This is a genomic window from Paraburkholderia nodosa (assembly GCF_001718195.1).
Classification (GTDB): Bacteria; Pseudomonadota; Gammaproteobacteria; order Burkholderiales; family Burkholderiaceae; genus Paraburkholderia; species Paraburkholderia nodosa_A.
The window spans coordinates 26,946-49,896 of sequence record NZ_MCNV01000009.1; the positions used below are offsets into that span (position 1 = coordinate 26,946).

Below are 22,951 nucleotides of genomic sequence, written 5' to 3' on the forward strand. Positions count from 1 at the left end.
GCCGATAGCAGGGTGAACGAAAGCGCGAATGACGAAAGAGATCAACAAAATAGAGAGACACGCCGCCTTTGAAAAACGTCATCCATTTCTCGCACGCGAACGGCTTTCCGGCCTCGACGTATCGCACGTTCTTCGCCGAACTGGGCGACAACTATGAGTTGCGCTACATCGAGCGCATCGGGCACGACGCGCGCTTTCCCGTCACCCGCGACTGGCCGCATCTCGTCGAACAACTGCTCGACGACATCGGCCGCACCTACGAGGAGCCCGTGTGGCTCGTCGGCCATTCGCTCGGCGGCTATCTCTCGCTGATGGCCGCGCTGAAAAAGCCGCAATGGGTCAAGGGCGTCGTGATGCTCGATTCGCCGGTGATCGCGGGCTGGCGCAGCAGCATGTTGCGGGTCTCGCAGTGGACCGGGCTCGACGAGCGCCTGTCGCCTGCCGTCGCCACGCGCACGCGCCGCACGAACTGGGCGAGCCGCGACGAGGCCTGGCGGCATTTCCATTCGAAGGCGGCATTCGCGCGCTGGGACGAGCGCGTGCTTTCCGACTATGTCGACTTCGGCATTCCTCAGACCTCGGTCGACGGCGGTCGCACGCTCGCCTTCGACCGCCAGACCGAGTACATGATTTACCGCACGCTGCCGCACACCTTAGGCCCGAGGCTCGTGCACGGCTCGCCCGTGCCGGTGAGCTTCGTCGCGGGCACGCAGTCGCGTGAAGTGCGCCAGGTCGGGCTTGCGGCAACACGGCGCATCGCCGGCGAGCGCTTCGAGTGGATCGAGGGCAGTCATCTGTATCCGATGGAGCGTCCGATCGAGACCGCGCGCGCGGTACAGCGCATGCTTTACGCCATGGAAAACGGAGCCTGAGCGGCCGGTTTTCGGCGCGGTTGCTTGCGGGGCACGGTAGGGCGTGGGGCTACGTGTCGCGCATCGTTTCCGCTCGCTCAAAATTCAGGGTTAGCCCTTGCTTTCAGGTATAATCCGTTTTTCCCGCGAGCATCCAGCGATGACCAAATATGTTTTCGTCACCGGCGGCGTAGTTTCCTCCCTTGGCAAGGGTATTGCCGCCGCCTCCCTCGCCGCGATCCTCGAATCGCGCGGTCTGAAAGTCACCCTCCTCAAGCTCGATCCCTACATCAACGTCGACCCCGGCACGATGAGCCCGTTTCAGCACGGCGAAGTGTTCGTGACGGAAGACGGAGCGGAAACCGACCTCGACCTTGGCCACTATGAGCGCTTCATCACCACGAAGATGCGCAAGGCCAACAACTTCACCACGGGCCAGATCTACGAATCGGTGATCCGCAAGGAACGCCGCGGCGACTATCTGGGCAAGACCGTGCAGGTCATTCCGCACATCACGAACGAAATCCAGGCATTCATCGAACGCGGCGCCGCATCGGCGACGTGCGGCGAGCCGGATGTCGCGATCGTCGAAGTGGGCGGCACGGTGGGCGACATCGAGTCGCTGCCGTTCCTCGAGGCCGCGCGTCAGATGAGCCTGCGCCTTGGCCGCAACAGCGCGTGCTTCGTGCACCTCACGCTGGTGCCGTTCATCGCCACGGCGGGTGAGCTCAAGACCAAGCCCACGCAGCACAGCGTGCAGAAGCTGCGCGAAATCGGTATCTATCCGAACGTGCTGCTGTGCCGCGCCGACCGCCGCATTCCGGACGACGAGCGCTCGAAGATCTCGATGTTCTCGAACGTACCCGAAGACGCCGTGATCTCGGTGTGGGACGCCGACAGCATCTACAAGATCCCGCAGATGCTGCACGACCAGGGCCTCGACTCGATCGTCTGCGACGAACTGAAGCTCTCCGCGAAGCCCGCCGATCTGTCGATCTGGGCGGAAATGGTCGAGAAGCTCGAACATCCGAAGCACGAAGTCACGATCGGCATGGTCGGCAAGTACGTCGACCTGACCGAGTCGTACAAGTCGCTCATCGAAGCGCTGCGCCACGCGTCGATCAAGACCTCGGCGAAGGTGAACATCGAGTACATCGACTCCGAGCAGATCGACGAAGAAGGTGTCGAGAGCCTCAAGCATCTCGACGCGATCCTCGTGCCGGGCGGCTTCGGCCGTCGCGGCACCGAAGGCAAGATCAAGGCCATCCAGTACGCCCGCGAAGCGAAGGTGCCGTACCTCGGCATCTGCCTCGGCATGCAGCTCGCCGTCATCGAATTCGCGCGCGACGTGGTGGGCCTGAAGCACGCGAACAGCACGGAATTCGATCCGGACACGCCCGACCGCGTCGTCGCGCTCATCACCGAATGGGCCGATCGCGAAGGCAAGGTCGAGAAGCGCACCGAAGACTCGGACCTCGGCGGCACGATGCGCCTCGGTTCGCAGCGTTGCCCGATCAAGCCCGGCACGCTCGCGGCAGAAATCTACGGCAAGGACGTGAACGAGCGTCACCGTCACCGTTATGAAGTCAATAACGGCTACGTGCCCAAGCTCGAAGCCGGCGGCCTTATCATCAGCGCCCGTACGCCGACTGAAGACCTGCCGGAAATGATGGAACTGCCGCGCGACATGCACCCGTGGTTCGTCGGCGTCCAGTTCCACCCGGAATTCACGTCCACGCCGCGTGACGGCCATCCGCTCTTCAAGGCGTATGTCGAAGCGGCAGTCGCGCACCACGAGGCGCGCGCCGAGGAGAAAGCATGAATCTGTGCGGTTTCGAGGTAGGCCTCGACAAGCCGTTCTTCCTGATCGCAGGCACCTGTGTCGTCGAGTCCGAACAGATGACGATCGACACGGCTGGGCGCCTGAAGGAAATCACGTCGAAGCTCGGCATTCCGTTCATCTACAAGTCGTCTTACGACAAGGCCAATCGTTCGAGCGGCAAGTCGTTTCGCGGCCTCGGGATGGACGAGGGCCTGCGCATCCTTTCCGAAGTGAAGCGTCAGCTCGGCTTGCCGGTGCTGACCGATGTGCACACCGAAGAAGAGATCGGACCCGTGGCTTCGGTCGTGGACGTGCTGCAAACGCCCGCGTTCCTGTGCCGCCAGACCGACTTCATCCACGCGTGTGCGCGCTCGGGCAAGCCTGTGAACATCAAGAAAGGCCAGTTCCTCGCGCCGCACGACATGAAGAACGTGATCGACAAGGCTCGCGAAGCCGCGCGTGAGGCGGGTCTTTCCGAAGACCGCTTCTTCGCCTGCGAACGCGGTGTTTCGTTCGGTTACAACAACCTCGTCTCGGACATGCGCTCGCTCGCTATCATGCGCGAGACGGGTGCGCCGGTCGTGATGGACGTGACCCACTCGGTGCAGCTGCCGGGCGGGCAGGGCACGAGCTCGGGTGGGCAGCGCGAATTCGTGCCGGTGCTCGCTCGCGCGGCCGTGGCCACGGGCGTGGCGGGTCTCTTCATGGAGACGCACCCGAACCCCGCGCAGGCGAAGTCCGACGGCCCGAACGCCGTGCCGCTGAACCGCATGGCCGACCTGCTCGAAACCCTCGTGACGCTCGACCAGGCGGTCAAGCGCACGCCGTTCCTCGAGAACGACTTCAGCTGAGCTGGAAATTACGTAGTACGGCGCGCCGCTTCGATTGCATGAGCGGCGCGATGGAGGAGCAGCGCGGCGCACCGCACCGCGCTCGATGTACAAGGCAGCGTGGCAGCGCATCGGTCACGGGAACGTGAGCGTCGCGCTGCGGCAAGTTGAACCTGGCGAGCGCGCAGCCTGTCCCATGTGACGGTGTGCCCCCGAACGAGCATAGAAACTGTGCCTCGCGGGGCGATGCAGCAGGCGGCGCAGCTCGCGCAAGAATTACTGTCATTTCCTGAGGAAACCATGAGTGCAATCGTAGATATCATCGGTCGCGAGATTCTGGATTCGCGCGGCAATCCCACCGTCGAATGCGACGTGCTGCTCGAATCGGGCACGATGGGCCGCGCGGCAGTGCCGTCGGGCGCATCCACGGGCTCGCGCGAAGCGATCGAACTGCGCGACGGCGAAGCCGGCCGCTACAACGGCAAGGGCGTGCTGAAGGCCGTCGAGCACATCAACACCGAAATCTCCGAGGCGATCATGGGCCTCGACGCGTCGGAACAAGCCTTCCTCGACAAGACCCTGCTCGAGCTCGACGGCACCGACAACAAGTCGCGCCTCGGCGCGAACGCCATGCTGGCCGTGTCGATGGCCGTCGCGAAGGCCGCCGCTGAGGAAGCCGGCCTGCCGCTGTACCGCTACTTCGGCGGCTCGGGCGCAATGCAACTGCCGGTCCCGATGATGAACATCGTCAACGGCGGCGCGCACGCGAACAACAGCCTCGACATCCAGGAATTCATGATCGTGCCGGTGAGCCAGCCGACCTTCCGCGAAGCGCTGCGTTGCGGCGCGGAAGTGTTCCACGCGCTCAAGAAGATCCTCTCGGATCGCGGCATGAGCACGGCAGTGGGCGACGAAGGTGGCTTCGCACCGAACTTCGGCAGCAACGACGAGTGCCTTTCGACCATCCTGCAAGCCATCGAGAAGGCCGGCTACCGCGCCGGTGAAGACGTCCTGCTCGCGCTCGACTGCGCAGCGAGCGAGTTCTACCACGACGGCAAGTACCAGCTCGCGGGCGAAGGCCTGCAACTGTCGTCGGCCGAATTCGCCGACTACCTCGCGACGCTCGCCGACAAGTTCCCGATCGTCTCGATCGAAGACGGCATGCACGAGTCCGACTGGGCCGGCTGGAAGCTCCTGACCGACAAGCTCGGCAAGAAGGTCCAACTCGTGGGCGACGACCTGTTCGTGACCAACACGCGCATCCTGAAGGAAGGCATCGAGAAGGGCATCGCCAACTCGATCCTCATCAAGATCAACCAGATCGGCACGCTGACGGAAACCTTCGCGGCAATCGAAATGGCCAAGCGCGCGGGTTACACGGCCGTGATCTCGCACCGGTCGGGCGAAACCGAAGACTCGACGATCGCCGACATCGCCGTGGGCCTGAACGCGGGTCAGATCAAGACCGGTTCGCTCTCGCGCAGCGACCGCATCTCGAAGTACAACCAGCTGCTGCGCATCGAGGAAGATCTCGGTGATATCGCCAGCTACCCGGGCAAGTCGGCGTTCTATAACCTCCGCTAAGCGGACCCAGCGCCGGCAGCAGCCTTGCTGTCACCCTTCGTCATCTCTCTCCGCCGCCCTGCGTATAGCGCAGGGCGGCGTGTATTTATCCGGCACCTTTCATGCGGCTTGTCACTGTCGTTCTGATCATCCTGCTCGTGCTGATCCAGTATCCGCTCTGGTGGGGCCATGGTGGTTGGCTGCGTGTCCACGAACTGCAGCAGCAACTCGCGCAGCAGCAAAAGCAGAACGACGACGAGAAACTGCGCAACGAACGCATTGCGGGCGAAGTGCAGGATCTGCAGAACGGCACGGCTGCCGTCGAGGAGCGTGCTCGCTATGAGATGGGCATGGTGAAGGACAGCGAGGTGTTCGTGCAGTTCGTCTCGCCGAACCAGTCGCCGCCGGTTACGCCGAGCGGTTCGTCGAACACCTCGACGCGCGGCGAGATGTCGGCGGCGCCGGTGAGGGTGGTGCCGAACCCCGTTTCGCGTGTGCCCGAGAAGAAGCACGGGCATGGGAAGGAAGCGAAGAAGGCGGGTTGAGCGGTTCGCTTGCGATGAGCAGATAAGACAAGCAAAAGGCGCGGCATTGAGCCGTGCCTTTTTTCGTTCTGAGCGTTCACGTCGCGAAGCCCGCGATTACCAGCCCCAGCCCGGATAGCCGTAGCCAATCCCCGTACCCCAGCCGTGCCCCCAACCGCCGCCGTAATAGCTGCCGTAGACGGTGACCGGCGGCGCATACGCCCGCGACCAGGCTTGTGCGGCAGCTTCCGCGGCCATGGCGTTGTCCTGTTCGGCGAGCGCCTGACGGTCGATCGCGTCGTAGCGCGCTTTCTCGTCGGGCGTGAGCACGGGCGCGGCGGCCGGGATGCCCGACTGCGCCGGGGGCAGCCGGCTGTAGATCGGCGACGGGCCCGGCGGGTCCATCATGCAGCCACTCGTCGACGCAACGGTCGCACCGAGCGTCGTGAGTACGAGCAACGCGCTCACGCGCGGCATGCGCTCGCGTAACGGAAATACGATGGGACGTACGAAGCGTTTGTTCTTGATCATGCTTCTCTCCATCTGTCGGACGCCTAAGTAACTTGAGATGAGGGCAGGTCCGCATTTCGATCCGCTCCCCGCGCCTGTCATGTGCCGCTACGCAGGGCGGCGACGCAACACGCGTTGCGCCGCAGTTTGCACTCGTTTGCCTTAGTGGCGACGCTCCGCAGCGGGGCTCACGCTTTCTGAGAGCCCAGTCACGGCAAAAAGTTGCGCGACATCCACAGGGTCGAACTCATAGCGCTGATTGCAGTAGTCGCAATGAATCTCGACATGACCGCGTTCCTCGATCACGCCGTCGACTTCCTCGCGGCCCAGCATCTTGAGCATCGCGCCCACTTTCTCGCGCGAGCACGAACACTGGAAGCGCGGCGCCAGCGGCTCGAAGTGACGCACGTTCTCCTGCCAGAAGAGGCGGCGGAACAATGTCTCGCCGTCTTCCTTGAGCATTTCGTCTCGCGTGAGCGTGCCGCCGAGCGTGCAGACGCGCTCCCACGTATCGAGGTCGTGCTCGCCCTGGTGCGGCACGATCCCGCCGTCGCCCGGCAGCTTCTGGAGCAGCATGCCGACTGCACGGTCGTCGTTGGCGGCGAGCCAAAGGCGCGAGTCGAGCTGTTCCGAGTGATGCATGTAATGCTCGAGCACGGCGGCAATCGACTTGAGCGGGCCGTCTTCGCCATTCAGCGGCACGATGCCCTGGTAGGGCTGCTGGCCCGGCTGCTTTTTCGCGGGGTCGAGCGTGATCACGCAGCGGCCCTGGCCGTCCGGATTCACGAGGTCGGCGAACGTGAGTTCTTCGCCGAGCGGCAGGGCATTTTCGCCCGTGAAGTCTTCGCCGAGGCGCGCGGTCGCGCGCATCGTCAGATCCGAGCCGCACTGTACGACCAGCATCTTCACGGGGCCGTCGCCGAAGATCTGCATGATCAGCGTGCCGTCGAACTTGAGATTCGCCGAGAGCAGCGCGCACGCTGCCATCATCTCGCCGAGCACGGTGCGCACGGGCGTCGGATACTGGCGGCGCTTGAGCACTTCCTGCCACGTGTTGTTCAGCGAGACGATCTCGCCGCGTACCGGCGCGGCGCTGAACATGAATTTTTGCAACTGGTCGTTCACAATCTTTTCCTTCGTTTCAATCGGGGCGGCGCGGCCCGCGCCGCACACGGCAAGAGCGCGTCGCTCTCAGCCGATGCGCACGAGCTGCGCCTTGAAATATTCGCGGCGCTGCGCGTAGACATCCGCGTTGCGCTTGAGGCCGGCGATGTCGGCCTCGGTCAGCTCACGCACGACTTTGGCCGGCGCGCCGAGAATCAGCGAGTTGTCGGGGAACACCTTGCCTTCGGTGACCACCGCACCCGCGCCAACCAGACAGTTGCGGCCGATCACCGCGCCATTCAAGACCACGGCCTGAATGCCGATCAGTGCGCCTTCCTTCACGGTGCAGCCGTGCAGCATGGCCTGATGGCCCACGGTCACGTTCGCTTCGAGCGTGAGCGGGTAGCCGGGGTCCGTGTGGAGCACCGCGCCTTCCTGAACGTTGCTGCGCGCGCCGACGGTGATCGGCTCGTTGTCGCCGCGCAGCGTCGCGCCGAACCAGACGCTCGCGTCTTCGGCCAGTTCGACCTTGCCGATGACGGTCGCGTTGTCCGCGACGAACACGCTTTCGTGAATGGTCGGTGCAGCTTCGCCAAGCTTGTAGATGGCCACGGTGTTGAGTCTCCTATGTCTTTCAGGGCTGCTGCCGGTCTGCGGGCGACGCGCAACGGGTGCGGACGACGCCAGGCAGGTGAATCGCGTATTGTAAACGGTTGCGTGCGCGGTCCGCTCGGGGCGCTTTTCGGGCGCCCGCGCCCGCGTCTTGTATTTCCGCTTTTCGGTCCCTGTTTCTTCTGCCGATGAATTCCGCTTTTTCCGCCGTCAGCGCAAGTGCTGATCTCTCAAGACCAACCGATGCCGAGCCCGACTGCTGGCGCCTCGCCGCGCTCGCCGCGCTGCGCGAATGCGTCCCGGTCGCCAAGGCCGATGCGGTGCGCGCACTGCACGCGCAGAGTCAGGCGCAGGCCGCTGCGCCTCGCTGGGAGCCGCAGCGCGTCATCCCGACGCCGGACGGCTTGCCTGGCCGCCCGGCCGAGCCGCCGCTCGTCGAGCCGCGCGAACTGCAGCGCCGCAGCATGAGCACGCCACAGGGCCGCGTCGTGCTGCTGCACGCGCTGGCCCACATCGAATTCAACGCGATCAATCTCGCGCTCGACGCCGTCTGGCGCTTCCCCGCCATGCCCGACGCGTTCTACGCCGACTGGCTCAGGGTCGCGGCGGAAGAGGCGTATCACTTCTCGCTGCTGCGTGCGCGGCTCGCCGACTATGGCCACGCATACGGCGACTTCCCCGCGCACAACGGCCTGTGGGAGATGTGCGAGCGCACCAGCGCCGACGTGCTCGCGCGCATGGCGCTCGTGCCGCGTGTGCTGGAGGCGCGCGGGCTCGACGCCTCGCCGCCCATCCGCGCGCGCCTGAAGCAGGCTGGCGACGACGAATCGGCCGCGATCCTCGACATCATCCTGCGCGACGAAGTGGGACACGTGCGCATCGGCAACCATTGGTTCCGCCACCTTTGCGAGGCACGCGCGCTCGACCCGCACGCGGCATGGCTCGCGCTCGCGCAGCAGTACCACGCGCCGCGCATGCGCGGTCCGTTCAACTTCGAGGCGCGCCGCTCGGCGGGTTTCGACGACGCCGAACTGGACACGCTGGCGGCCCAGGACGCCGCGGCACAGTCCGCCTCGAAGCAGTCAGCGGGGCGTCACTCGAGCGAATGACGTACCGCGAACGCCCGGCGGCTATATAATCGAACGACCATTCTTTTTTGCGGCAACGCAGATGAATCAATCCCGGTCCGAATTCGTCAACGTCAATGGCATCCGGCTGCACGTGCGCCGCTGGGGCGCCGAGAGCGCGCCCGTGCTGTTCATGCTGCACGGCTGGATGGACGTGGCGGCGTCGTTCCAGTTCGTCGTCGATGCGCTCGACGAACGCGGCGGTGACTGGCAGGTCATCGCTCCCGACCTGCGCGGCTTCGGCCTCTCCGACTGGCCCGTTGCGCAAGGACAGGGCAGTCACTACTGGTTCCCCGACTACCTCGCCGATCTCGACGCGCTGCTCGCCCATTACGCGCCCGACGGGCAGGTGGATCTCGTGGGCCACAGTCTCGGCGCGAACATCGTGTGCCTCTATGCGGGCGTGCGGCCCGAGCGTGTGCGCCGCGTGGTCGACCTGGAGGGCTTCGGCATGCCGGCGCCGTCACCGAGACAGGCGCCGGGCCGCATGCGCGAGTGGCTCGACGAAGTGCGCACGCCGCCGCAACTGCGCACGTACGGGTCGCTCGACGAGGTGGCCGCGCGGCTCGTGAAGACCAATCCGCGTCTGATCGCACCGCGTGCGCGCTTTCTCGCGGAACACTGGTCGAAGCCGGACGGCGAGGGCGGTTATGTGCTGCTCGGCGATCCGGCGCACAAGATGCGCGGTCCGCTGCTGTACCAGCTCGACGAGGTGATGGCGATCTGGTCGCAGGTGAGCGCAAGGGTGCTGCACGTCGAAGCGGCCAGTTCCGAAACGCTTGTGCGGCTCGCGGGGGCGGTGCCCATCGGCGAATTCAAGAAGCGCTTCGAGGCATTTCCCGACTGGCGCGAGCGTATCGTCGACGGGGCGGGGCACATGGTGCATCACGACCAGCCGGAAGAGGTCGCGCGCCTGATCGAGGCGTTCTGCGCGGGAGCGTAAAGCGCATCGCGCGCTTATTCGGGCGGCCCGCCAGGCGCGAGGCGCCGCCCGTCGACTTCACCGCGTTGCAGTAAAATGGACGTTCATCCTTTTCCCGCATCCAATGAACGCCGATCTCCACTGTCACTCCACTGTCTCCGACGGGCAACTGGCCCCAGCCGCCGTCGCGCAGCTGGCGAAAGCGGGTGGCGTGGGCTTGTGGGCGCTCACCGATCACGACGTGCTCGGCGGCCAGCGCGAAGCGCGCGAAGCGGCCGAGGCGCTCGGTATGCGCTATTTGAGCGGCGTCGAGATTTCGGTCACCTGGGCGTCGCGCACGGTGCACATCGTCGGCTTGCATGTGGATCCGGAGTGCGCTGCGCTCGTCGACGGCCTCGCGCGCACGCGTGACGGCCGCGCGGCACGCGCCGAAGCCATTGGCGAGCGGCTCGGCGAACTCGGCATTCCCGACGCGTACGAAGGCGCGTTCCAGTACGTCTCGAATCCCGACCTGGTCTCGCGGACTCACTTCGCGCGCTTTCTCGTCGAAAGCGGCCGTGCGCAGAACACCCAGGACGCGTTTTCGCGCTGGCTCGGCGAAGGCAAGCCCGGTTACATCGCGCACCGCTGGGCCAGGCTCGCCGACGCCGTAGCGTGGATCAAGGCGGCGGGCGGCGAGGCGATCATCGCGCATCCGGGCCGCTACGCTTACACGCAACTCGAATTCGACACGCTCTTCGGCGAATTCATCGATCTGGGCGGCAAGGCCATCGAAGTCGTTACCGGCAGCCATACGCCCGACCAGTACGCCGAGTACGCGGCCGTTGCGAGGCGCTTTGGCTTCGAGGCGTCGCGCGGCTCGGACTTCCATGCGCCCGGGCCCGACGCGATCAAGCCGGGCATGCTGCCGCCTTTGCCTTCCGGTCTCAAGCCTGTCTGGGAGCGATGGCTGTAGGCCGCGCACTGCGCGCGGCCCACTGACTCCGCCCATTTGCTGCAAGGCGTTTCGCGCCGGCCAATCCCGCCTTGTCGTCGCTTTGTGGTACTACGTGCAGTCGTCCGCCGTTTTCGCGCACCGTCCCGCTGTTTTCATCGCCCGCTGTTTTCATTGCATTCGTCAGCTGATTACTGCCATGTCCCAGTTCTTTCGGCTTCACCCGGAAAACCCGCAGCCGCGTCTCGTCAAGCAGGCGGTGGAGATCATCCGTGACGGCGGTGTGATCGCATTGCCGACCGATTCGAGCTACGCGCTCGCCGCCCGCATCGACGACAAGCACGCCGCCGAGCGCCTGCGCCGCATCCGCGGGCTCGACGAAAAGGCGCTGCTCTCGCTGATGGTGCGGGACCTGTCCGAACTCGCGAACTTCGCCATGGTGGACAACCGCCAATACCGGCTCATCAAGTCGGTGACGCCGGGGCCGTATGTGTTCGTGCTGGTGGCGACGAAGGAAGTGCCCCGGCGCCTTTCGCATCCGTCGCGCAAGACGATCGGCCTGCGCGTGCCCGGTCATCCGATTCCGCTCGCGATCCTCGAAGAAATGGGCGAGCCGCTGCTTGCCACCACGCTGATCCTGCCGCCCGACACCGAACCGCTCAACGACCCCGAGGAGATTCGGGAGCGTCTCGAGAAACAGCTCGATCTCGTGATCGACGGCGGGGCGTGCCCGTGCGAGCCGTCCACCGTGATCGATCTCACTGGCGAGGAGCCTGTGCTCGTGCGGCCGGGGCGGGGTTCGCTGGCGCCGTTCGGCATCGAAGAAGAAGAGGCGTGATGAGACAGGCGCGGATGAACGCGGCATGACCGTGGCCTGAGCGCATTGACGCATTGATACAATAGCCCGCCATGGAAGCCAATCTGATTCAGACGATCGTCGTCTACGCCTTGCCCGTGATCTTCGCGATCACGCTGCACGAGGCCGCGCACGGTTACGTCGCGCGCATGCTCGGCGACAACACCGCGTATGTGCTCGGCCGCGTTTCGTTCAACCCGATGCGCCACATCGATCCGATCGGTACGATCGCGATGCCGCTCGTGCTCTATTTCCTGACCAACGGCGCGTTCGTATTCGGTTACGCGAAGCCGGTCCCGATCGCGTTCAGCAATCTGCGCAATCCGCGCTGGGGCACGCTGTGGGTCGCGGCGGCCGGGCCGCTGTGCAACTTCGTGCAGGCCATCGTATGGGGCGTGTTCGGCGTGGGACTCGCGGTGCTCGGCGTGAACGAGCCGTTCTTCACGCGCATGGCCGCCGCCGGCGTGGGCGTGAATCTCGTGCTCGGCGTGCTGAACCTCTTTCCGCTGCCGCCGCTCGACGGCGGCCGCGTGCTCGGGGCACTCCTGCCCACTCGCGCGAGCATTGCGCTCGCCCGTATCGAGCCCTATGGTTTCATCATCGTGATGGGGTTGCTCGTGAGTGGCATCTTCACGCGATTCTGGCTGCGCCCGCTCGTAAGTCTAGGTTACGACGCGGTCACAGCCATCCTTACCCCTCTTGTGTCGCTCTTTTCATAACATCATGTTCCCAGACCGTATCTTCTCCGGCATGCGGCCCACCGGGTCGCTGCACCTCGGCCACTATCACGGCGTGCTGAAAAACTGGGTGCGCCTGCAGTCCGAGTATCCGTGCTTCTTCTGCGTGGTCGACTGGCATGCGCTCACCACGCACTATGAAACGCCGGATGTCATCGAGAAGAACGTCTGGGACGTGCTGATCGACTGGCTCGCTTCGGGCATCGACCCGAACCAGGCCACGCTTTTCATCCAGAGCCGTGTGCCCGAGCACGCCGAGCTCTCGCTGCTGCTCGGCATGAGCACGCCGCTGTCGTGGCTCGAACGCGTGCCGACCTACAAGGAACAGATCGAGAAGCTGCGCGACAAAGACCTCGGTACTTATGGCTTCCTCGGCTACCCGGTGCTGATGGCGGCCGACATCCTGCTGTACCGCGCGTCGCTCGTGCCGGTGGGCGAGGACCAGGTGCCGCACGTCGAGATGGCGCGAGAAATGGCGCGCCGCTTCAACTACATGTACGGCCGCGAACCGGGCTTCGAAGAGAAGGCCAACGATGCGGCGAAGAAGCTGGGCGGCAAGCGCTCGAAGCTCTACCACGAGCTGCGCAACGCCTATCAGCAGGAAGGCAATGAAGAGGCGCTCGAACAGGCCCGCGCGATGCTCTCGGAGTCGCAAAGCCTCTCGATGAGCGATCGCGAGCGTCTCTTTGGCTACCTCGAAGGCTCGCGCAAGATCATCCTGCCGGAGCCGCAGGTGCTGCTCACGGAAGCCTCGCGCATGCCGGGTCTCGACGGCCAGAAGATGTCGAAGTCGTACGGCAACACCATTGGCCTGCGCGAAGACGCCGAGTCGATCACGAAGAAGGTCCGCACCATGCCGACCGACCCCGCGCGCGTGCGCCGCACCGATCCGGGCGATCCGGACAAGTGCCCGGTGTGGCAGCTCCACCAGGTCTACACGGACGAGCAGACGCACGACTGGGTGCAGAAGGGCTGCCGTTCGGCCGGCATCGGTTGTCTGGAGTGCAAGCAGCCCGTGATCGAGGGCATCCTGCGCGAGCAGCAGCCCATGCTCGAGCGCGCGCAGAAGTACATGGACGATCCGTCGCTGCTGCGTGCAATCGTCGCGGACGGCTGCGACAAGGCGCGCAAGTTTGCCAACGAGACGATGCGCGACGTGCGTGAGGCCATGGGCCTCTCGTACAGCTGATCGAGCCGATGACGTCGATGCCTGCCGCCGGTGCGCCGGCCCACGGGCTCTCCGAGCCCTCGCGGTGGGTGCGCCGCTGGGCGCATCTCATCGCGCCCGGTGGCACGGTGCTCGACGTCGCCTCCGGCGCCGGGCGGCACACGCGCTGGCTGGCTGGTCAGGGCCACCCGGTGACGGCGCTCGATCGCGACGCCGCCGCGCTTGCCACGTTGCAGGACGTAGCCGGCGTCGCGACGCTAGAGTGCGACCTCGAAGGCGCGCCATGGCCGCTCGCGCCGGACGCCCGCTTTGCCGCCGTGGTCGTCACGAACTACCTGCATCGCCCGCTCATGCCCCGTCTCATCGAGGCACTGGCGCCGGGCGGCATCCTGATCTACGAAACCTTCGCTCAGGGCAACGAGACGGTGGGAAAGCCATCGAACCCCGCTTTCCTGCTCGCTCCCGGCGAGTTATTGGCCGTCTGTACGCCTGCGCTGCGGGTAGTCGCCTATCAGGACGGATTTCTTTCGCAGCCGCGTGAGGCGTACATTCAACGCATCTGCGCGGTACGGGAAAAAACGACCTCAGTGTCCCCCGAAAGCGCTGGTAATGTACCTGAGAACCAGGGCCTACCCGTAACGCGTTACGATCTGACCGGCTAATCCGCTACAATCGCGGTTTAACCGACTCATTTTTCTGGCGTTTCATGGCTAACGGCACTCAGGACGGCATTACGCTGCAAGGCAGCATTCCCGCGATCGTCACCCCCATGCACGAGGATGGCAGTCTCGATCTGCCGGCATTCCGCAAACTGATCGACTGGCATGTGGAAGAGGGGACGGATGCCCTCGTGGTCGTCGGTACGAGCGGGGAGTCCGCCACGCTGGACGTCGAAGAACACATCCTGATGATCAAGACGGCGGTCGAGCACGCCGCCGGCCGGATGCCGATCATCGCGGGCGCCGGCGGCAATTCCACCGCCGAGGCCGTCGAACTCACGAGGCACGCGAAGGAAGTGGGCGCACAGGCGTCGCTCCAGGTCGTGCCCTATTACAACAAGCCGACCCAGGAAGGCATGTACCGCCACTTCGCGAAAATCGCGGAGGACGTGGACCTGCCGGTCATCCTCTACAACGTGCCGGGCCGTACGGTCGCGGACATGGCGAGCGAAACCATCCTGCGTCTGGCCGAAGTGCCGGGCATCATCGCGGTGAAGGAAGCGACGGGTAACATCGACCGCGCCGCGCACCTCATCAAGCATGCGCCGAAAGGCTTCAAGATCTTCAGCGGCGACGATCCCACGGCGATCTCGCTGATGCTGCTTGGCGGCCACGGCAATATTTCGGTGACCGCGAACGTCGCGCCGCGCCAGATGAGCGACCTGTGCAAGGCTGCGCTCGCCGGCGACGCGAAAGCGGCGCGTGAGATCCATATGAAGTTGTTGTCGCTTCACAAGAACCTGTTCATCGAATCGAATCCGATTCCGGTGAAGTGGGCGCTGCAGGAACTCGGCCGCATCGAAGGCGGCATCCGACTGCCGCTCACGCCGCTCGACGCGCGCTACCACGACGTGGTGCGTGCCGCGCTGCGCGAAGCCGGTCTGGCTGGCTGATCCGATCAGCCAGCCGCCGATTTATCAACCGACGCCGCCACGGCCCAGCCGCCCAATCACTGAAAGACTTCGGACCGACCTCGGCCCACCGTCTCGCAGAGCAAGGCTTAGCGTTCCCGTATCACGAAGGCCCACATGAAACGTTCCGCTTTTTCCCTCCACGCAACCCGCATGGCGGTGCTGGCGCTTGCCCTCGGCTCGCTCGCAGGCTGCGAGTCGCTGAACGACATGTTCGCGTCCGATCGCGTCAACTACAAGGACACGCCGACCGCGCCGCCGCTGAATGTGCCGCAGGATCTGTCGTCGGCGCCAAACGACCAGAAGTACGTCGCGCCGCCGCCCACGATCACGCTGGGCGGCTCAGCTCAGCGCACGGTCATGCCGGCCGGCAACGCCACGCTCGGCGTGCCGGATGCGCAGGACCCGTTCGGTATGCACGTGGAGCGCGACGGCGACCGCCGCTGGCTCGTGGTGGACGGCCGCTCGCCTGACGACGTCTGGCCGCAGCTGCAGGAATTCTGGACGGAAAATGGCTTCACGCTGACGACCGATTCGCCGTCCACGGGCATCATGACGACCGACTGGGCCGAGAACCGCGCCAACATTCCGGACGACTGGTTCCGCCGTACGATCGGCCGCGTGATCGACTTCGCGTACTCGTCGGGCACGCGCGACCGCTTCCGCGTGCTGGTTTCGCGTGGCCCGGACGGTCAAACGGACATTTCCGTCACCCATAACGCCATGGAAGAAGTGCTGACGGGGCAGGACAAGACGGGGTCGAAATGGGTCGAGCGTCCGCGCGACCCGGCGCTCGAAGCCGCTTTCCTCGCCAAGATCATGCAGAAGTTCGGCCTGACCGACGCGCAGTCCAAGCAACTGCTGACCGACGCGCGCCCGTCGACGGCTGGCGTCAAGATCGCCGCCGGTCCTGACGGCACGACGCTCGATCTGCCCGAAGCGTTCGACACCGCATGGCTGCGCGTGGGCCTCGCGCTCGACCGCACGAACTTTACAGTCGACAACCGCGACCGCGAGAAGGGCCTCTACTACGTGCGCTACGCCGATTCGATGCAGGAGCTCAAGGGCGATGGCCTCCTCGGCAAGCTTTTCTACAACCCGAAGAAGGCCACGAAGGATCAGGGGCCGGAATACCGCGTGGCCGTACGCTCGTCGGGTAATTCGACCCAGGTCGCCGTGGTCGATCAGACCGGCCGTATCGACACCTCGTCGGACGCCCAGCGTATCGTCTCCGCGCTCCACGCGCAGCTGAACTGACGTGCGCTGAGATGCGATTTGCGAGCCTCGGCAGCGGCAGCGAGGGCAACGCACTGGTCGTAGAAGCAGGCAGCGGCACGACGCCCACGCGCGTGCTGCTCGACTGCGGATTCTCAGCGAAAGAAGTCGAACGGCGCCTCGCCCGCGCGGGCCTCGCCGCCGACTCGCTTACCGCGATTCTCATCACCCACGAACACAGCGATCACATCGGCAGCGCGCTCACGCTGGCGCGCCGCTGGTCGATTCCGCTCTACATGAGTTGGGGCACGGCGCAGGCCGTGGGCGCCGACGACGCCGCAGGCATCGAACTCAACGTGTTGTGGGGCGACGAGACGGTCGAGATCGGCGAACTCGGCGTGTTGCCCTACACGGTGCCGCACGACGCGCGCGAGCCGCTCCAGTTCGTGTTCAGCGACGGCGCGAGCCGGCTTGGCGTGCTGACCGACGTCGGCGAGTCGACCTCGCATATCGGCAATGTGCTGAGCGGTTGTGACGCACTGGTGCTCGAATGCAACCACGACCTCGAAATGCTCGCGACGAGCCGCTATCCGGCTTCGCTCAAGGCGCGTATCGGCGGGTCGCATGGTCACCTGAACAACGAGGCGGCCGGCGGCATCCTCGCGGGGCTCGACCGCGCGAAGCTGCGCCACTTGATCGCTGCGCACCTGAGCCAGCAAAACAACACACCGGAGCTTGCGCGTGCGGCGATGGCCGCGGTTCTGGGAAATGCCGCGACTCAAATCGGGGTCGCTTCGCAAGCCGAGGGTTTCGACTGGATCGCGCTCTGAATCCCGCGCCCGAGAGGCAGCCAAAACGCATAGACGAAAAAAAGCCCATGACGAAACTCATGGGCTTTTGCTTTCTGCGGCCGGAATCTTTCGATCCGGCCGCGTCAGAGCTAGTTGCGCTTTAGTTACGGTTGCCGCCGAAGATGCCGAGGATGGCGAGCAGGTTCGTGAACACGTTGTAGAGGTCCAGATAGATCGCGAGCGTGGCCGAGATGTAGTTCGTCTCGCCGCCGTTCACGACGCGCTGTACGTCGAACAGCATATAGGCGGAGAAGATCGCGATGGCGAGCACCGAAACCGTGAGCATCAGCGCGGGCAGCTGCAGGAACATGTTCGCGACGCCGGCCAGCAGGATCACGATCACGCCCATGAAGAGCCACTTGCCGAGGCCCGAGAAGTCGCGCTTGCTCACCGTGGCGATGGTGGCCATGGCGGTGAAAATGATGCCGGTGCCGCCGAACGCGAGCATGATGAGCTGCGGGCCGTTCGAAAAGCCGAGGACGAACGACAGCAGGCGCGAGAGCATCAGGCCCATGAAGAACGTGAAGCCGAGCAGCACGAACACGCCCACCGAGCTGTTCTTGGTGCGCTCGATGGCGAACATGAAGCCGAAGGCGATCGCGAAGAACGCGAGCAGGCTCATGGCCGGGCTGGTAGCCGCAAAAAGCGAGAAGCCGGTCGCGACGCCCACCCACGCCCCGAGCACCGTCGGCACCATCGACAGCGCGAGCAGCCAGTAGGTATTGCGCAGTACGCGGTTGCGGGTCTCCGCCGAGGTGACGCTGCCGCCGCGGCCGAAGTTATAGGGATACTCGTTCATGCTTTCTCCTTGCGTGAGACGCGTGGGTGAGGGCGCGCAGATGCGCGGTCCGCTCCCCCATAAGATAAGTGCGCCGACCCAGAGTTTCAACGGGTTGCCACACAGTTTCCGTTATCTTTGCACAGCGTATGCCGCCAATCTTAAGCCGTTCTGAATGGTACGGCAGCGCAGTGAATGTGACCGGCTTGCGCTCATTTGCCCCGGTTTGCCGGGGTATGAGGGTTCAATCGCAATCATACATGGGAACATGCTACAATTGCGGATTCATTTGAATCTGTAACCTCTTAATTTTCTGGAGTTTTTATGGCGATCGAACGCACCCTGTCGATTATCAAGCCGGACGCAGTGGCGAAGAACGTGATCGGCCAGATCTACAGCCGCTTCGAAAACGCTGGCCTGAAGATCATTGCCTCCCGCATGGTTCACCTCTCGCGCGCCGACGCTGAGAAGTTCTATGCTGTTCACGCAGCGCGCCCGTTCTTCAAGGACCTCGTCGATTTCATGATCTCGGGTCCGGTCGTGATCCAGGTTCTGGAAGGCGAGAACGCTATCCTGAAGCACCGCGATCTGATGGGCGCAACCGATCCGAAGAAGGCTGAGAAGGGCACGATCCGCGCCGACTTCGCCGACAGCATCGACGCGAACGCCGTGCACGGCTCGGACGCCGCTGAAACGGCAGCCGTGGAAATCGCGTTCTTCTTCCCGCAAGTCAACGTCTACTCGCGCTAAGCACGGCGCGAGCTGACTGCAGTAGTAGCATAGGGTCGCGAACGGCGATGACGCTCACCGTCCAGTTCCCGATGCCGCGCAAATGCGCAGGCAGCCGGGCAGCGCGGGCGGTGAGCGCGCTCTCGCACTGAAATGGCAGGATTCGACATGACGAGCAGTTCCACCGTCAACCTTCTCGATCTCGACGCCCAAGGGCTCGTCGCCTATTGCGAGAGCCTGGGCGAGAAGCCGTTTCGCGCCAAACAGCTTCAGCGCTGGATCCATCAGTACAACGCCGCCGACTTCGACGGCATGACGGATCTGGCCAAATCGCTGCGCGAGAAGCTCAAAGGGCGCGCCATCATCGGCATGCCCGGCATCATCAGCGACAACGTTTCCTCCGACGGCACGCGCAAGTGGCTCGTGGACGTCGGCAACGGCAACGCGGTCGAAACCGTGTTCATCCCCGAAGACAACCGCGGCACGCTGTGCGTGTCCTCGCAGGCGGGATGCGCGGTCAATTGCCGGTTTTGCTCCACCGGCAAGCAAGGTTTTTCACGCAATCTCACCACCGCCGAGATCATCGGCCAGTTGCGCATGGCGGAATTCGCCCTGCGCGCCTCGCTTCTGGGCGAGGCTGGAGGCCGGGCGACCGGCGGTGACGGCAAGGGCGAGCGCGTCATCACGAACGTCGTGATGATGGGTATGGGCGAGCCGCTCCTGAACTACGACGCGGTCGTGCCCGCCATGCGCCTGATGCTCGACGACAACGCCTACGGCCTGTCGCGCCGGCGCGTCACGCTTTCCACGTCGGGCGTCGTGCCGATGATGGATCGTCTCGGGGCCGAACTGCCCGTGGCGCTCGCCGTTTCCTTGCATGCACCGAACGACGCGCTGCGAGACGAACTGGTGCCGCTCAACCGCAAGTACCCGCTTCGTGAGTTGATGGCGGCCTGCCAGCGTTATCTGGAGGTCGCGCCGCGCGATTTCATCACGTTCGAGTACTGCATGCTCGACGGCGTCAACGACACGGAAGAGCACGCACGCCAGTTGCTCGCCGTGACGCGTGACGTGCCGTGCAAGTTCAATCTGATCCCGTTCAATCCGTTCCCCGAGTCGGGCTTGCTGCGCTCGAAATCGGACCAGATCAAGCGCTTCGCGCAGATTCTGATGGATGCGGGCGTCGTCACGACCGTGCGCAAGACGCGCGGCGACGACATCGACGCGGCCTGCGGGCAGCTTGCCGGCGAGGTGAAGGACCGCACGCGCCTTGCTGAGCGCACGGGCCGGGCCGCGGGCAAGGTCATCGAAGTACGGCCGGTTCAGCACTGAACCGGCATCAGGAGGGCAGACGGCGGCGTGCGGGGGAAACGCGCGGCCGTAGGCAGTAGTAAAAGAAACGTTGCAGAAGCGATCGGAAGCGGCACACTGGCCGCGCATTTTGTTATAAACGGTCTGCGAATCGGGTAGAGGCGGGGCGGGACGCGCCAACCGGTTGCAGTATTGAAAAGAATCGACGCAAGGACTTTGGGATGAGCGAGCCGCAGCACCCTTTCGGGACAGACGGAACTGACAGCAACGCAGGTCGTTCGGCGCCGGGCGCCACACCTTCGCCGGTGCAGGCAGTGCCCGACACGCTGGCCGCAGCCGGCGCGCGTCTTGCGCAACTGCGCGAGGCCAAGGGTTGGGCGATCGAAGACGTCTCGGCGCGCCTGAAGGTGTCGGTGTCGAAGCTGCGCGAACTCGAAGCGGGCGATATCAGCCATCTGCCGGACACGACGTTCGCGCTCGGCGTGGTGCGCGCCTACGCGAAGCTGCTCGGTACGGATTCCGCGCCGTTCACGCAGGCGCTGCGCCGCGAGCGCGGCATGGCGCAGCCGGATCTGTCGATGCCGGCTTCGGCGGGCTCCGATCTGCCGCGCGGCCGCGTTTCGCTTTCGCTCGGCGGCAGCGGCGCACGGGCTCCGCGCCGCCGCGCCTCGTGGTTGTGGGGCGTGGCGATCATCGTGATCGCGGTGCTTGCCATCTCCATGTGGCACACGAACAGCGGCGAATCGTCGGCGTGGTTTGCGCGCCTGAAGGCGATGGCCAACGGCGCGAGCGTGCAGACGGGCGCATCGTCGCCGACGGTCCAGCAGGGTGTTGCAACCGGCAGCGCGGATGCATCGGACGCGCAGGGCGCGGATCAGTCCGCAGCGCCGCAGACGGCTGACGCAAACGATGCAGGCGACAACGCCAACGCGGCGCCCGATCAAGGCGCTGCGGCGAGCGCACCGCAAGCTGCGCAACCGGCGCCTCAAGCTGCGCAACCCGCGCCGCAAGCGACGCCACCGGCACCGCAGGCCGCGAAGCCCGCGGCTGCAAGCGCTGCGCCGGCGGCGGCCGTCGCCAACGCGGCCAGCGCTGCGCGCGCTCAGGCGGCGAGCGCGCCGGCCGCAGCGGCAGCGCAGAGCGCGGCAGTCGACAACGGCGCTGACACCTCGACGTTCGCGATCCGCGTGACGCAGGACACTTGGGTCAGCGTGCGCCAGAAGGATGGGAAGGAAGTGTTCTCAGGCATGATCCACGGCAGCGACGCGCGTGAGATCAGCGGCACCGAGCCGCTCAAGGTCACCGTGGGCAACAAGGCCGGCATCGAGTCGATGACCATCGACGGCCAGCCGGTCGACACGTCGAAATACGCGTCGGCGCGTGGCAATGTCGCGCGCTTCGTGCTGCCCTGATCAGGACATGGCATGCGTCGCGGCCTGGCAAGTCTCATTGCCGGCCGCGACGCTTTTTCAATTCACGCAGTGCCGCCGCCGGCTAGCCGGCGCTAGTGCGCGTGAGGCGTAAATGGGTTTTTCGATGCAAAGCGAAACGCAATCCCCGACCAGCAACAGTCAGATCTGCTCGAACGAGCCGGTTCTCGGCGGCCACGCGCCGCGCCGCAAGTCGCATGCCGTGCATGTGCGCTGGGGCGGCCAGCTGGTGACGATCGGCGGCGACGCGCCGGTGCGCGTGCAGTCGATGACCAACACCGACACCGCGGATCCCATCGGCACCGCGATCCAGATCAAGGAACTCGCGCAGGCGGGTTCGGAGCTCGTGCGTATCACGGTCAACACGCCGGAAGCGGCGGCGGCCGTCCCGCATATCCGCGAACAGCTCGACCGCATGGGCGTGATGGTGCCGCTCGTCGGCGACTTCCATTACAACGGCCATCTGCTGCTGCGCGACTATCCCGCCTGCGCAGAGTCGCTGTCGAAGTACCGCATCAACCCGGGCAACGTGGGCCAGGGCGCGAAGCGCGACACGCAGTACGCGCAGATGATCGAAGCGGCCATCAAGTACGACAAGCCGGTGCGTATCGGCGTGAACTGGGGCAGCCTCGACCAGGATCTGCTCGCGCGCATGATGGACGAGAACGGCGCGCGCAAGGAGCCGTGGGAAGCGCAAAGCGTGATGTACGAAGCGCTCATCCAGTCGGCCATCGGCTCGGCGGAACGCGCGGTCGAACTCGGCCTCGGTCGCGACAAGATCATCCTGTCGTGCAAGGTGAGCGGCGTGCAGGACCTGATCGCCGTCTACCAGGAACTCGCGAAGCGTTGCGATTTCGCGCTGCACCTGGGCCTCACGGAAGCGGGCATGGGCTCGAAGGGCATCGTCGCTTCGACGGCGGCGCTTTCCGTGCTGCTCCAGCAGGGCATCGGCGACACCATCCGCATCTCGCTCACGCCGGAACCGGGCGGTGCGCGTACGGGCGAAGTCGTGGTCGGCCAGGAAATCCTGCAGACCATGGGCCTGCGCTCGTTCACGCCGATGGTCATCGCATGCCCCGGCTGCGGCCGCACGACCAGCACGCTGTTCCAGGAGCTGGCTTCGCAGATCCAGGGCTATCTGCGTGCGCAGATGCCGTTGTGGCGCGACGAGTATCCTGGCGTCGAGACGATGAACGTCGCCGTGATGGGCTGCATCGTGAACGGTCCGGGCGAGTCGAAGCACGCGAACATCGGCATCAGCCTGCCGGGCTCGGGCGAGAACCCCGCGGCGCCGGTTTTCATCGACGGCGAGAAGGTGAAGACGCTGCGCGGCGAGCACATCGCCGAAGAATTCCAGCAGATCGTGAGCGACTACGTCGCGCGCAAGTACGGCAAGGCCGAGGCGACGAACTGAGCAAGCCGGTCGATCCGCTTGTAGTTCGCATGT

General features: G+C 65.1%; 23 protein-coding genes. 19 read left to right on the forward strand and 4 right to left on the reverse strand.

Annotation, left to right across the window (positions count from 1 at the left end; genetic code table 11):
* Positions 1-68 precede the first annotated feature (68 nt).
* The 5 genes from BFD71_RS17225 (at position 69) to ftsB (ending at position 5,611) form a co-directional block, all read left to right on the forward strand.
* On the forward strand, positions 69-872 hold the full coding sequence (locus tag BFD71_RS17225; RefSeq protein ID WP_069265537.1) for an alpha/beta fold hydrolase: 804 nt from the start codon (positions 69-71) through the stop codon (positions 870-872).
* 139 nt (positions 873-1,011) lie between these two features.
* A complete protein-coding gene (locus tag BFD71_RS17230; protein WP_069265538.1) occupies positions 1,012-2,673 on the forward strand; it encodes a CTP synthase in 1,662 nt (553 codons plus the stop codon).
* A complete protein-coding gene (gene kdsA, locus BFD71_RS17235) occupies positions 2,670-3,524 on the forward strand; it encodes a 3-deoxy-8-phosphooctulonate synthase (protein WP_069265539.1) in 855 nt (284 codons plus the stop codon). Before BFD71_RS17230 ends, kdsA begins: the two co-directional genes overlap by 4 nt.
* Before the next feature lie 279 nt (positions 3,525-3,803).
* A complete protein-coding gene (gene eno, locus BFD71_RS17240) occupies positions 3,804-5,087 on the forward strand; it encodes a phosphopyruvate hydratase (protein ID WP_028216897.1) in 1,284 nt (427 codons plus the stop codon).
* 101 nt (positions 5,088-5,188) lie between these two features.
* Positions 5,189-5,611, forward strand: coding sequence for a cell division protein FtsB (gene ftsB, locus BFD71_RS17245; protein ID WP_069265540.1), 423 nt, complete (start codon positions 5,189-5,191; stop codon positions 5,609-5,611).
* 96 nt (positions 5,612-5,707) lie between these two features.
* Here the strand turns inward: ftsB and BFD71_RS17250 are convergent, their stop codons facing one another.
* From BFD71_RS17250 to BFD71_RS17260, 3 genes are all read right to left on the reverse strand, one after another.
* Entirely contained in the window at positions 5,708-6,067 is a 360-nt protein-coding gene (locus BFD71_RS17250; RefSeq protein ID WP_069265730.1) for a hypothetical protein, read from the reverse strand.
* Between the two features lie 195 nt (positions 6,068-6,262).
* The gene (hslO, locus tag BFD71_RS17255) at positions 6,263-7,225 is read right to left on the reverse strand and encodes an Hsp33 family molecular chaperone HslO (RefSeq protein ID WP_069265731.1); all 963 of its coding nucleotides are present in this window, start codon (positions 7,223-7,225) and stop codon (positions 6,263-6,265) included.
* 66 nt (positions 7,226-7,291) lie between these two features.
* Positions 7,292-7,816 carry a gamma carbonic anhydrase family protein gene (locus BFD71_RS17260; RefSeq protein ID WP_069265541.1) on the reverse strand — a complete coding sequence of 175 codons (525 nt, stop codon included), beginning with the start codon at positions 7,814-7,816 and terminating at the stop codon, positions 7,292-7,294.
* A gap of 188 nt (positions 7,817-8,004) precedes the next feature.
* On the opposite strand from BFD71_RS17260, the gene BFD71_RS17265 reads away from it, so the two are divergent.
* From BFD71_RS17265 to BFD71_RS17310, 10 genes are all read left to right on the forward strand, one after another.
* Positions 8,005-8,925, forward strand: coding sequence for a ferritin-like domain-containing protein (locus BFD71_RS17265; RefSeq protein ID WP_069265542.1), 921 nt, complete (start codon positions 8,005-8,007; stop codon positions 8,923-8,925).
* 61 nt (positions 8,926-8,986) lie between these two features.
* Positions 8,987-9,886: an alpha/beta fold hydrolase gene (locus BFD71_RS17270; protein ID WP_069265543.1), complete on the forward strand. Its 900-nt coding sequence runs from the start codon at positions 8,987-8,989 to the stop codon at positions 9,884-9,886.
* A 103-nt stretch (positions 9,887-9,989) separates the two neighbouring features.
* Positions 9,990-10,820: a 3',5'-nucleoside bisphosphate phosphatase gene (locus tag BFD71_RS17275; protein WP_069265544.1), complete on the forward strand. Its 831-nt coding sequence runs from the start codon at positions 9,990-9,992 to the stop codon at positions 10,818-10,820.
* 178 nt (positions 10,821-10,998) lie between these two features.
* Positions 10,999-11,637 carry an L-threonylcarbamoyladenylate synthase gene (locus tag BFD71_RS17280; RefSeq protein WP_069265732.1) on the forward strand — a complete coding sequence of 213 codons (639 nt, stop codon included), beginning with the start codon at positions 10,999-11,001 and terminating at the stop codon, positions 11,635-11,637.
* Positions 11,638-11,708: 71 nt separating this feature from the next.
* Positions 11,709-12,374 carry a site-2 protease family protein gene (locus tag BFD71_RS17285; protein WP_069265545.1) on the forward strand — a complete coding sequence of 222 codons (666 nt, stop codon included), beginning with the start codon at positions 11,709-11,711 and terminating at the stop codon, positions 12,372-12,374.
* A gap of 4 nt (positions 12,375-12,378) precedes the next feature.
* On the forward strand, positions 12,379-13,581 hold the full coding sequence (locus BFD71_RS17290) for a tryptophan--tRNA ligase (protein WP_069265546.1): 1,203 nt from the start codon (positions 12,379-12,381) through the stop codon (positions 13,579-13,581).
* A 17-nt stretch (positions 13,582-13,598) separates the two neighbouring features.
* A complete protein-coding gene (locus BFD71_RS17295; RefSeq protein ID WP_069265733.1) occupies positions 13,599-14,222 on the forward strand; it encodes a class I SAM-dependent methyltransferase in 624 nt (207 codons plus the stop codon).
* Between the two features lie 44 nt (positions 14,223-14,266).
* Entirely contained in the window at positions 14,267-15,172 is a 906-nt protein-coding gene (dapA, locus tag BFD71_RS17300) for a 4-hydroxy-tetrahydrodipicolinate synthase (protein ID WP_069265547.1), read from the forward strand.
* Positions 15,173-15,307: 135 nt separating this feature from the next.
* On the forward strand, positions 15,308-16,447 hold the full coding sequence (gene bamC / locus BFD71_RS17305) for an outer membrane protein assembly factor BamC (protein WP_069265548.1): 1,140 nt from the start codon (positions 15,308-15,310) through the stop codon (positions 16,445-16,447).
* 11 nt (positions 16,448-16,458) lie between these two features.
* A complete protein-coding gene (locus BFD71_RS17310) occupies positions 16,459-17,235 on the forward strand; it encodes an MBL fold metallo-hydrolase (RefSeq protein WP_069265549.1) in 777 nt (258 codons plus the stop codon).
* Between the two features lie 121 nt (positions 17,236-17,356).
* Here BFD71_RS17310 and BFD71_RS17315 read toward each other — a convergent pair whose 3' ends face one another.
* Complete coding sequence (locus BFD71_RS17315) at positions 17,357-18,055, reverse strand: Bax inhibitor-1/YccA family protein (RefSeq protein WP_042264929.1); 699 nt, start codon at positions 18,053-18,055, stop codon at positions 17,357-17,359.
* A 303-nt stretch (positions 18,056-18,358) separates the two neighbouring features.
* Between BFD71_RS17315 and ndk the strand changes: the two genes are divergently transcribed.
* The 4 genes from ndk (at position 18,359) to ispG (ending at position 22,918) form a co-directional block, all read left to right on the forward strand.
* Positions 18,359-18,784, forward strand: a complete 426-nt coding sequence (gene ndk / locus BFD71_RS17320) for a nucleoside-diphosphate kinase (protein ID WP_069265550.1) — start codon at positions 18,359-18,361, stop codon at positions 18,782-18,784.
* Positions 18,785-18,931: 147 nt separating this feature from the next.
* Positions 18,932-20,095 (forward strand): 23S rRNA (adenine(2503)-C(2))-methyltransferase RlmN, encoded by a 1,164-nt coding sequence (gene rlmN / locus BFD71_RS17325; protein ID WP_069265734.1) that lies wholly within the window; start codon positions 18,932-18,934, stop codon positions 20,093-20,095.
* A 200-nt stretch (positions 20,096-20,295) separates the two neighbouring features.
* On the forward strand, positions 20,296-21,486 hold the full coding sequence (locus tag BFD71_RS17330) for a helix-turn-helix domain-containing protein (RefSeq protein ID WP_069265551.1): 1,191 nt from the start codon (positions 20,296-20,298) through the stop codon (positions 21,484-21,486).
* Positions 21,487-21,610: 124 nt separating this feature from the next.
* The gene (gene ispG / locus BFD71_RS17335) at positions 21,611-22,918 is read left to right on the forward strand and encodes a flavodoxin-dependent (E)-4-hydroxy-3-methylbut-2-enyl-diphosphate synthase (protein WP_176732906.1); all 1,308 of its coding nucleotides are present in this window, start codon (positions 21,611-21,613) and stop codon (positions 22,916-22,918) included.
* Positions 22,919-22,951: the final 33 nt, after the last annotated feature.